The 10,568-nt window shown below is 56.5% G+C and carries 12 protein-coding genes; 4 read left to right on the top strand and 8 right to left on the bottom strand.

Features of this window, described 5'->3' with window-relative positions; all coding sequences use genetic code 11:
• The 4 genes from JFT80_RS20100 to JFT80_RS20085 form a co-directional block, all read left to right on the top strand.
• Window positions 1–415, top strand: a 415-nt coding sequence (locus tag JFT80_RS20100) for a nuclease domain-containing protein (RefSeq protein ID WP_201149053.1), incomplete at its 5' end; no start/stop codon positions are given.
• A 42-nt stretch (window positions 416–457) separates the two neighbouring features.
• Window positions 458–973, top strand: coding sequence for a hypothetical protein (locus JFT80_RS20095; RefSeq protein WP_242483004.1), 516 nt, complete (start codon window positions 458–460; stop codon window positions 971–973).
• Entirely contained in the window at window positions 970–1,530 is a 561-nt protein-coding gene (locus JFT80_RS20090; protein WP_201149052.1) for a hypothetical protein, read from the top strand. The genes JFT80_RS20095 and JFT80_RS20090 overlap by 4 nt, the downstream gene beginning before the upstream one ends.
• A gap of 511 nt (window positions 1,531–2,041) precedes the next feature.
• Window positions 2,042–2,251 (top strand): hypothetical protein, encoded by a 210-nt coding sequence (locus JFT80_RS20085; RefSeq protein ID WP_201149051.1) that lies wholly within the window; start codon window positions 2,042–2,044, stop codon window positions 2,249–2,251.
• 280 nt (window positions 2,252–2,531) lie between these two features.
• Here the strand turns inward: JFT80_RS20085 and JFT80_RS20080 are convergent, their stop codons facing one another.
• From JFT80_RS20080 to JFT80_RS20045, 8 genes are all read right to left on the bottom strand, one after another.
• Window positions 2,532–3,563 carry a YafY family protein gene (locus JFT80_RS20080; RefSeq protein ID WP_201149050.1) on the bottom strand — a complete coding sequence of 344 codons (1,032 nt, stop codon included), beginning with the start codon at window positions 3,561–3,563 and terminating at the stop codon, window positions 2,532–2,534.
• 273 nt (window positions 3,564–3,836) lie between these two features.
• Entirely contained in the window at window positions 3,837–4,466 is a 630-nt protein-coding gene (locus JFT80_RS20075) for a hypothetical protein (protein WP_201149049.1), read from the bottom strand.
• Window positions 4,466–6,355 carry a dynamin family protein gene (locus tag JFT80_RS20070; RefSeq protein WP_201149048.1) on the bottom strand — a complete coding sequence of 630 codons (1,890 nt, stop codon included), beginning with the start codon at window positions 6,353–6,355 and terminating at the stop codon, window positions 4,466–4,468. The genes JFT80_RS20075 and JFT80_RS20070 overlap by 1 nt, the downstream gene beginning before the upstream one ends.
• The gene (locus JFT80_RS20065; RefSeq protein ID WP_201149047.1) at window positions 6,348–6,551 is read right to left on the bottom strand and encodes a hypothetical protein; all 204 of its coding nucleotides are present in this window, start codon (window positions 6,549–6,551) and stop codon (window positions 6,348–6,350) included. Before JFT80_RS20065 ends, JFT80_RS20070 begins: the two co-directional genes overlap by 8 nt.
• Entirely contained in the window at window positions 6,551–7,621 is a 1,071-nt protein-coding gene (locus JFT80_RS20060; RefSeq protein WP_201149046.1) for a hypothetical protein, read from the bottom strand. Before JFT80_RS20060 ends, JFT80_RS20065 begins: the two co-directional genes overlap by 1 nt.
• Window positions 7,609–8,436, bottom strand: coding sequence for a hypothetical protein (locus JFT80_RS20055; protein WP_201149045.1), 828 nt, complete (start codon window positions 8,434–8,436; stop codon window positions 7,609–7,611). The genes JFT80_RS20060 and JFT80_RS20055 overlap by 13 nt, the downstream gene beginning before the upstream one ends.
• A gap of 102 nt (window positions 8,437–8,538) precedes the next feature.
• Entirely contained in the window at window positions 8,539–9,816 is a 1,278-nt protein-coding gene (locus JFT80_RS20050; protein WP_201149044.1) for a DUF445 domain-containing protein, read from the bottom strand.
• Between the two features lie 91 nt (window positions 9,817–9,907).
• On the bottom strand, window positions 9,908–10,568 hold a 661-nt coding region (locus JFT80_RS20045), incomplete at its 5' end, for an OmpA family protein (protein WP_201149043.1).

Genomic DNA, 10,568 nt, shown 5'->3' with positions numbered 1-10,568 from the left:
ACAGAAGTGCTGCCCGGCGTTCGACCAAAAAACCAGTTACGGTTTTTCCAGCATTTCTGGAGAGCGCCGTCCCGACATTGTCGTTACGGTGGAAAGCCCGGCGGGGAGCTCGTTCATTGTGATGGACGCCAAGTACCGGGTTGAGCGCAAGTGGGTACTGGAGGGCATGGTGTCGGCGCATTTGTACCGGGACTGCTTGCGCTGGAAGGGTCGCAAGCCGGATTTATCGATATTGCTGGTGCCTCGCTCAGGAGGTGCTCCGTTGTTGGAGACGATGGCATACCAGGAAGCCAATGGTGTTGGCGTAGCGGTGCTGAGCGTTGAACACAATGTATTGCAGGCTGTGATAACTCCCTTTTTATTAGGCTGCACATATTCAGAGTCAGCGGAGCTTCCTGTGGCCGCAACTCCTTAGCCACTTGACTGAAATTTACGTAACACTGAAAAAGGAAGCGCGATGACAACAATAATTACAAAAGCTCAAGCCGAGTTGGAGCTTGCACTCATGCAAGCCGAAAGTGATTCCATGGCCAGCAGCGATCTATATATCTGGTTGCGGGAATGCGGTCTGCCGCCCGAAATCGCCGTACGGCTCAAAGAGCTGGTAAACGTGACTCAGCGCATAGGCAACAAGGTTGTCTCCATCGGCAAGCTGATCGTAATGAAGTTGCGCGACTTCATCACGGCGCACAAGAACTTGGCCATTGGCACCGTGTTGGGAGCAGCAATCGCTTCGCTCGTTGCTGCGCTTCCGTTACTCGGTTCTTTACTGGCGCCCCTGGGCGCACTGCTTGGCCTGACGATCGCCGCCACCGGCCATCAACGCGATAAGCATCCGGACGGGAACGGCGGAGGGGTGAGCCTGGGGCAGCTTCCGCAGAGCCTGATCGAAATGGCCCGGACGTACTTTGATCTATTCGTTGAGACGTTCCAGATCATCATGGCTGCATTTGTGTCGGCGAAAACTTCATGAGTCGACCACCGAAGGTCAGTAAGAAGCAACTGCTCAAGGTCATTGATGAGCTTGAACGTAGGCCCCACGACCGTGTACGCATTCTGGGGGAGGTGGGCATCAGCACGCTCGGTATCGGCCTCGGCGCCGCTGCAGCAGGCACTGTGGCAAGTATCGCGGGTGCGACCAGTATTCCGGTCCTCACCACGGCCGCCGGTTGGGTTGGTGTCACTGCCGTGGCGGCGACGCCTCTTGGCTGGGCACTAGGCGCTGCTGCAGCCGGTGGCGTTCTGGCCTACGGCGTCTCGCGCTGGATTCGCGGCGGTGCGATGTCAGAGGGGCGCAAGCAGGAATTGTTGTTGGTCTATCAGGAGCGGTTGGCTGAGATGGAAACCAAGGAGCGCATGGGGGCTGTCACGGTATTGGATAAGTCCGGATTTATTTCGTCACTTCGAGAGGTGATCGAGAAAGATGTCATCAGCGCAGATAAGGCGCTCCGGCTGATCGAGGCGGTGGAAGGCGGGAAGATGGCATTGCCTGAGGCTTATCGATTGGTGAATGGGCTCTTGCAGGAGTAGTGCGCGCAGGGTGCAGTAGTCAGTAAAACGCCGACGGATCGTCCGATCACGACGCGTCTTGTCGCGCTGCTCCCTCATGCTCGCCCCATCAGCCAGTCATATAGGACCGCAGCATGAAAAATCTGTACGCAATTATTGGCGTAATCGTCGTTGTAAAAAAGGGCTATGAGTTCTTTCGTGAATACAGCGAGATGAAACAGGAACTGGAAAAACGCGCCGGTGATTCGGCCTGACAAAGTACGGCGTCCACTACTCAATTATGTTTACGACTAAAAGGTATCTCTATGCCCTGGCCGCCCCATCCCTTCACATTCACTTGCCCCCAATGCCACTGGCATAAAACAACGGTGCCACCCAGCGATGCGCTGCGTGAGGGCAAAGATTGGTATTCGGCTTGCCCTTCATGCCAGCACGTCGACCTGGATGTCCGGCCTGCGACGGGGCTAGAGATATTCAAGGCCAAGCTGTTGCGACCGTTCAACTGAAGTCCCATTTCGATGCGAGGTTCGCGATGCGTAACGATAAAACTGACAGTCACGCGGATGACCTATCACCCACGGAGGTTAAAGCTGAGGCAGTGGTCGAGTACAGCGAAGAATTCGCCGCCATGATCCTTGATCAGGAGGCGAATGGCCGGTTCCAGCACATTGATGTCGACGACATGCTCGCAATGCTGGACCGCATGATCCTCGAGGCCCGGGGTTTGGGCAGTGTGCATTAGATGTTTGCTCGGCCGTACAGGTGAGCCTGTATGAATGAGGGTGTGCCGTGAACGTGGTGACGACAAGACGGTGTCATCGCAGGCAGAGCTTAACTCTTGGTGAGCATTAACGAGTGGTCAAATTTGCGGGGCTATATCTGGCCGTCCATGCCTCAATCATTGCAGGCGTGGATACCGCCGAGCACCGCTTTGCCTTCGTCGTCACAGACAGCGATTACAGCGTTCCACAGCGATGCCTTTGGTGCTTCGTTAAGCGGACCCAGGCAAGCGGGCTGATGGATCACACCGAGCTCACCTTGTCTTCTTCGCGCCCATACGCTGCTGCCGCCCGCCGCAATGTGTCTCTCATCTGTTGGCGTAACTCTGCCGGTTCGTTCACCACCAGCGAATCACCCAAAGACAAAATCCACCAGTGCAGTTGCCATGTATTGTTTAGGGTCGCACTCACCTGAAAACCGTCCGACAGCGCTTCCAGCACCATGTCCGTGCTCAATGGTGTCTCTCTAATCAATCGCGCCTGGTGTTCGCTCAGCCAAGCCTTGAAACGAATCTTCTGCGGTTTGCCGAATTGCAAAGCGTCAGTGGCAAGGTATGTTTTCAGCTCGAATGACTCTAGTCCTTGGCAAGGCGTATCGAGCCCCGTAACCGCTCTAAAGCGATGCACTGCGAACTGACGTACATCGGTGTATGGCGCGGCGGTAGCAATGAGATAGGTTACGAGGCCTCGCTGGACAATGGCTAGGGGGTTGAGGGTCAGTTCACTGAGTTTGTCGTTGTGCGCCGAGTAGTATTGGCAGCGCAGCTGCTGCTCGCTGATGAGGGCGTGCTGCAGTGCCTCCAGTGTTTCTGCCCGAATTTCCGGGGCTCGAAGGTTGAAATCCGGCCGAACGCTGGCGACCTTGTCAGGCCAGCGGGCTGCGGGGTTGCCATCTTTGAGGCCTTTGAGTCTTTGCCGAGCGTGCTCGAAGCGCGGTTCCAGAACGCTCAGCATACTGCCCGGAAGCAGCGGGCGGACGGCATCTTCGACTAGCGAAAGACTTACGGCTTCGGTCAGGGTGATGCCCTGCAATTCGACGCTCACGCCTGGCTTCCAGTACCAACCGAATGGCGTACCGCTATCGTTGCACTGCAGTGGGAATACTGTGGACAGATCGCGCAAGTCGCGTTCGATGCTGCGGCGGCTGATAGAGTAACCAGCAGCAACTAAACGGGCTAGCAATTCACTGACTGTAATACCCGGGGCGCGTTTGGGAAGCTGTTGTAACAGCTCCCACTGACGACTCAGGGCGCTGTGAGTCTTGGCTGAAGGCAAAAGGATCATCCTTGTAGAGTTAAAGCTGGCCATTGGCTGGCGAGTAAGCTTTTAAGCTGCCTATCGGCGTGAATCCACCAACCTTTGGTGTGGTCAATTCATGAACCCTCATAGACCGCTGCTGCCCTGTGGATTTCAGTCGAAACTTGGCCAGCGACGCACCTGCCAGCTCGTTGGGACTAGCAAACGGCTGAAACGCCCTAAACGAGCCTTATGAGACGATGCGTGTAATTCGGTCGTTGTGCTCGTCTTGAAACCCCTGCAGGAAAGTAATCAACCAAGAAACAGCTTGAGCAGCACAGAAGAGGTCCCAACGCCTGTTAGCAGTAACAGCCCTAACAGGGTTTTAAACCTAAAGCGTTGTTCCTGTAGCGCCCGCTGGAAGTCTTCACGCTTGGCACAGATCATTCCTTTCACACCCTCCAGTTCCGCCGACAGGTTGGCGATGGACTTGCTGTTGTCGTCTTGCTGAGTATTGAGCAGTAAAGTCATGGCCTTGAATGACGTGGCGCTGTGGTGAAGTTGCGCCTGCATCAACTTGGTCAGGCGCTCTTCACTGGAAACGATCTCTGCAGCGAGGCTGTTCAGCAACGGCTCCATACCCTCCAGCCGCAGTTGGGTAGTCTGTGCCGTCTGGGTGACGTCGGTGCCGATTTTAGAAACGGCCAAACGCACCTTGTCCACCGCGTCGCCAAGGTCATCATTGGTCGTGGTGAAGCCCGTATCGATTTGTCGCCGAAGGCCGCCTCCCTGAGTTTTTATATCGCTTTGCAACTGGTCGAGACTGTCACCTGCTATACGCCGGGCCTCGTCCGCCAACGGTTGATTTATCAACTCGTCGAGCAAGCGGCCCAGCTCTTCACGCGCCTGCTGGATCTCGGGTTCAAGGGTTGCACGGTCCATCACTTTTCATCTCCTTTAAGCATCTTGTCGAGTTCGTTCGGCAACAGCAGTCCATAAAAGGCATCACACAGCTGCTCGACACTGTTCCTGGGCCGGGCCACCACATCGCGCACGGTGTTGAGCTCAGTCCTGAAGGCTTCGAAGATGTACTGTTTGAATTTCAAAGCGTGCACCAGGCCTTGCTCCATCCGCTCATTGAAGAGCGCATGTTGGTGCTCCGTCTTTAGCAAATGTGCTTTGGCCTCCTTCAGCTTGAGCTCATGGCGTTGTATTTCCAGTTTCATTGCCTTGAGCATCGTTTCACTACTACGCGTTTGCTGAACGGTACGAGCCAGTGCTGTGCTGAATTGTTTCCCCAACACCCGGTCAGCCGCCTGGGCATAGGTTTCACACACTATATCTGCCTGGTTTCGAAGGACCGAGGCATCGGTCTGGAAGTTGCTGCTCAGCAAGTAATTGTCGGTCCAGTATCCGTCGAGTCGATCCCCGATCATGCGCAATGCCGCGGTGGAGGGCGGGCCTGTGTCACTGACATCAAAATTGGCAGAGGAGTGTTTCAATCCGTCCCAGAGATTGCTCCAAAGGCGGCGAATACGGATCCGGAACTCATTCAGCGCGTCTTGAAGTACGGGCACGGTCTCACCGCTGGCGAGTTTGATATCGGCGGTAAAGTATTGCTTCAGGCGTTTTGCATAGGCGCCCCGATCGAAATGCCCCAGACGCTGCTCATGACGACGGCGCTGCCGCTCCATGGCCTGGTGCTCGCCTACTGCATCGTTCAACTGCGACTCGGCATCCCTCACGCGCTGTTGCGCCTTGGTAATCGCCTGTTCCAGAACAGGTCTCTGGGTGTCGAATGCGTCGTTGTGGCGCTGGACCTTTGCTTCAATGAACTCCCCCACCCGAAAGGCAGACCACAATCGGGCATACGGGCTGGCGGCGTCCGTAATGCTGGTTAGCAACTCACCGCGCAATGCCTCGATCACGCTACTTGCACGCTCGAAGTAAGCTTGCGAATGATTGCGCATGTTTTCCAGAGAATCACCAAACTCCAGCGGATAAATATGCTTGAGTATCTCCAGCGGTGGCTTTTCATCGTGGGTGCACATTTCATCGTAAAGGTGCTGCTGAACATCGCGAGCCGCAAGGGGGCTCGTGTCCTGGGCCTTGCCGAACCATGTCTGGAAACTTGCCGGAGAAAAGGTATAGGTCAATATCACGCGAAACCGGCTGGGTTGCAGCATCCAATCGTTGAGTGCCTCAAAATCTAGGGCGCGAGAGTGAAGAAAACCGAGGTTGTCCGCACGCCCCACCAGCAGGATCAAATCAGCCGAGGCGACATATCGCTCGGCGATTCGCCTGACGACCTGTTGTTCGTGTTCGTTGATCGCATTGATCCCCGGAATATCGATCAGTCGCAGATCCAGGCTGAGGGCCCCCTCTCCTTCACTCCGGAAAAACATGCCCGGAATACGAACATTCATGAGGGGAGAGGAATGAGCGCTGCCAGACATGACTTGTTCGCGAATCTCACCAAAGCGCTCTGCGGCCTCGTCATTGCTCAAGCCCGTGGGGTCATCCTCCAGGTACCAAAGATCGTCAGGGGAGCGCCCATAGCGAATTGGTGCGGCGGTAGACGATTTACCCAGCCGCTGCCCGCCCCGCAATACCTCGGAAACCGCCGGCAACGCATCCTTGCGAATGCCGAGCAGATCAAGAATTAACGTGGTCTTGCCAACCTGAGTGGTGCCGTAGACCACCACGGTAATATGCTCCGAGCGGGTGAAATCCCCGACCAGCTCAGGGTCCACCTCGGCGACGAAGCGGTCATAGGCGTGCTGGGCCCAATCGTTGCGTTGGCGAAACTTTTGCGTCCAGATATCAGCCACGGTCCAGAGCCTTGATCACGTTGGTGCGGGCCACGTCCATGCGGTGCAAATTGCGGGTCAACGAATCGTGCTTGGTCAACTCACCCCCCAGTCCATAAGCCAGGCGCAGGTTTCTGGTCATCCGGTCGTCGAGGTTTTCCATCAGGTCATCGTAGAGTTCGAGGCTTTTCTGGATGTGCGATTCGGCAAAGTGCATCAGGCTTTCCCGGATAAAGCCTTTTTCGCCGCGTCGTACGCCTGAACCTGATTGGCCGTTTTGTAAGCGATGAAGCCAACCGCGATGGCTCCCGCAGCCGCCATCGAGAGCGTACCGCCCAGCCCAGTCGCCGCGCCCCCACCGGTAAGAGTGTTCAAGACATCGAACTGCCCATCAATGGCAACGTCTACGGCCATGATGGCGGCAATGGACTTGAGGAGCGGACCGAAGGTTTTTTGAGCCTGTGGAAGCTCGGTTGCGATTTCCGTTCGCAGTGCGTTAAAGTCGAAACTCGCCAACTCTTTGTTGAGTAGCTCTGGCTTGCGCAGCGCAATGGCCTGATTGATCCGAACGAACTCCATCGTCATTGCGGGCAGTAGCCGCAAAACTTCTTCAAGCTGCTCACTCTTGAACAGTTTCAGCTCGCTGCTTTCCTCGTCTTTCAGGTTTTGCCCCATCAATAGGCGCAAGTCATGGCGAATCGTGAGGAGTTTTTCGTCCGGGATTTGCTCACGCGTTGTCCCGTGGCCGATAAGGTTTTGCAGCGGTTGGGCTGACAGTGTCAGCGTCTGTTCATCGGCCGGCTCGACATCGAGTTCCCTGCAGGACATGTCGGTGATGGCGCGATAGTCACTGATCAATGGGGACTGGCTGTGATCGTCCGCACCGTTCCAGCAGTCGACAATGCGCTCCTGAAAACGCTGTTCATGCTCACCAGACTGGAAGGTCAGGAAATTACCCGCTTGACGCAATTTGGCCTTAAGTCCTTCTTCTTCGGCGATGTACTTGTTAGTCGCGATGCCGATAGTGTGACTGGCATAGCCGATCATGTTGTTTCGGAGTTCCTTCGCGTATAGGCGTCGATAGCGATCGGACGCTTTGCGGAACGCGGCACGAACTTTCTCGACTTGGCGCTCCTTCAGGTGCTCGCTGATACCTTCACCTGCGACTTCGTCGCGAAGCGCCGCGGACACATTGTCCAGCTCATCATTGATGATACGTTCCAGCTCTTCGACCCGAACGGTATCCGAGCCCGCCGAAGACAAAGCGTACTTGCCTACAACGTCCATGATGTTGCGGGTCCATTTTTTCGGTAATCGTCAGCTCCCACGCCCGTGCAGACAACTCGATCAAGTTCGTGACCCGGCACTTCGAACACATCGGCAACCGTCGCCGTCAGGTCTTCGATCTGCTGGCTTTCCAGCGCTTCTGTCTTGGTCACGGCTATAACCGGTTTGCGGTCGGGGAAGTACTTGGATTTCAGGTCAGCCAGAATCTTGACCTGGGCGTTATCGGCAATTCGGGTGCGGTCGGTCACCAGTACGCTGCCCAGCGAGTGGATCAGCGTGTGGCGCATCAACCCCTGCCATTCGGCATTGTCGCGGTTTAGCATCTCATAGCCGGGTAACAGAACAAGCCCGAAACTCTGCGCCGAAAAATACCGTTTCGGCACGTACAGCTTGGTGAACAGATAATCGTCGTTGACGTCGTAAGCACTGATGATGCGGCGGAAATCATCCTTCTCTAGGGGCTCTTCCTCGCGGCCATCCGGGCCGGGCTTGTAACGAACGCCGACGGCATACGGTGCCGTGACGTCCTTCTCGAGGATAAAAACCGGCACCCGTTCACCACGGCCCTGATTATCAACCAGCCACTCGTCTTCACCATTGAGGTTGTAAAGCTCCCTGACCAGGCGCGTCTTGCCCGCACTCTGGCTACCGGCAACGCAGATGTAATACAGCGACGAAAGTTCGCGGGTAATGCGCAATTTGCGCAACACCGACTTCAACGTGGCGCGGTGGGCCGAACGGCTATCGAGGCCGGCCACTACATCCAGGACGCCAGCAACGGCGTGTTCAAGATTTTTGATCAGATCAGGGGTCACTTCATCATCCTTTTGGGTTGACCGGCGATGCCATTCAGGCTGGTCCGAAGGTTATCGGCGGGCTATTAATGAGCTTTAAGTTCTGCGCACGAATCGCGGTAATTAACCCGGCACGAAAACCTGCGTCCCCACATGTATCAGCACACCCACAATCCCACCCACCAGCGTTCCGTTGATTCGAATAAACTGAAGGTCCCTGCCTACTTGCGCCTCCAGTTGCTCCACCAGCTCCTCCTCATTCCACTGCTCGATTCGTTCGCGGATGTAGTTGCCGATCTGCGCCCGGTAACGTTCGACCATAGGCCCGGCGAGGGCGAGGACTTGCTCGTTGATCCAGCTTTGCATGGCAGAGTCTTCGCTCAGGGCTTCGCCCAGCTTGAGCACGCCGGCGTTCAGGTGTTGCCGCAGGGTGGACGTTTCGCTGTGGATGTCGGCTTCGAACCAGTCGACCACGCTGTCGACCAGGCCGGTGAGGTAGCTGTGCAGTGCCGGGTGCTGTATGAGCTGTGCGCGTAGTTGGCTGGCGCGCAGGCGAAAAGCCGGGTCATCCTTGAGCTTGGCGACAAGCGCGTGCAGTTGCTCGTCGAAGTGTTTGCGCAGTTCGTGCTCGGGATCTTCATTGACTTCGCTGATCACGGTGGAAATACGCTTGACCAGTTTGTCGGAAGTCCAGGTGCCGGCCACGCCGCTGAAGGATATTTCCTTGCCGAAAATAGTGAAGCGCAGGATGTCGAGTTCAGCGGCGATCAGATCGGCGATGCGCTTTTGCGTGGCTTCGCTTTGCATCATTAGATCGATCTGATCAAGCACGCCTTCAAGCAACTCTTGCGCTCTGCCGTCGTCGGTCAGTACTTCAAGTAACTGGCCGCTCATGCGCGCCAGGTCGATTTGTTCCAGGCGTGCAAACGCGGTGCTGCGCACAAATTGGCTGACGCGCTCGTCTCGCAGAGCACCGATGCTGTGACCCGCCAGGCGCAGGGAGAGGTTGGAAAGGGAGGTGGCGTGGGCAGGATTCGAGAGCCACTCGGCGAGACGCTTGGCGGTGTCGAATTCGCCGACTTTGGCGAGGACCTGTTCGCGAGAAAGGAAGTGCGCGCAGATGAATTCGCCGAGGTTGGCACCGATGCGCGCTTTGTTGCGCGGGATGATTGCGGTGTGCGGGATAGGCAACCTGAGTGGACGACGGAATAGCGCTGTCACCGCAAACCAGTCGGCAATGGCACCCACCATCGCGGCTTCGGAAAACGCCTTCAGGTAACCGGCGAATACCGGGTGCGCGGGGGCAAGTCCGAGCGCTGCCACGTAGAGAGCAGCCGCGATCAACAACAACCCGAAGGCAACAACTTTCATCCGGGCTAGCGGCGTATGGGGTTTGAACATTAACGAATCCTGGGTGGGGATAGGCGTGGCGGCAGGTAGCTTAATCGCCACCTGCGGCAGAATGTGTCGCGGTTGCGCGGCAAGCCCACTATTACAAAGCCCATGTCTGAACGATGATCTCAACGCGGCGATCCATTGCCAGGCACTCGCTCAGTTCCGCTTTGGGAAGATCGCGCGCACAGCTGGAAACCGGCACATGCGAACCTGCGGCCTTGATATTCAGTTGAAGCTCCGGGCTCAAGGTCTTCAACAGCTCGGCGACACTCTTGGCGCGGCGCAGCGACAGTTTCTGATTGCTGTCGTTGGCCGCGCGCACCGGGTTGCGGTCGCTGTGGCCGGTAACGCTGATGGCGATGATAAGGCGCTTGGAGTCTTTCAGATAGGTTTTCACCTGGGTTGCAAACGCGGTGAGAGCCGCAGTGCCTTCATCGGTCAGGGTGGAAGCATAGGTGTCGAACAGCAAATCATTGCCGAGGGAAAAGCACAGCGCAATGCCGGCTTCGTTACCCGGGCGCCGTACGAGATTCACGCCAGATCTGTTCAATTCGACCTGATACGGCGAGCCGCTGCTGCTGTCGGTGAGAAAGGGCAGTTCGATCAACGTTCGTTCGCCCAGGCCATGCCAGAGCACATTGACGTGGTGCACTATCTGTTCAGGCGTCTTGCTATTGCCGCAACTGTGCAGTCTGAGGTCGAATTCATCGACCACACCCTTGATGATTTTCTGGTTGGCGGCATCCAGGCTGACTGAT

The organism is Pseudomonas sp. TH10 (assembly GCF_016651255.1).
Taxonomy (GTDB): Bacteria; Pseudomonadota; Gammaproteobacteria; order Pseudomonadales; family Pseudomonadaceae; genus Aquipseudomonas.
Note: the sequence above shows the minus strand (reverse complement) of the source record. Positions and strands in the feature narration are given on the sequence as shown.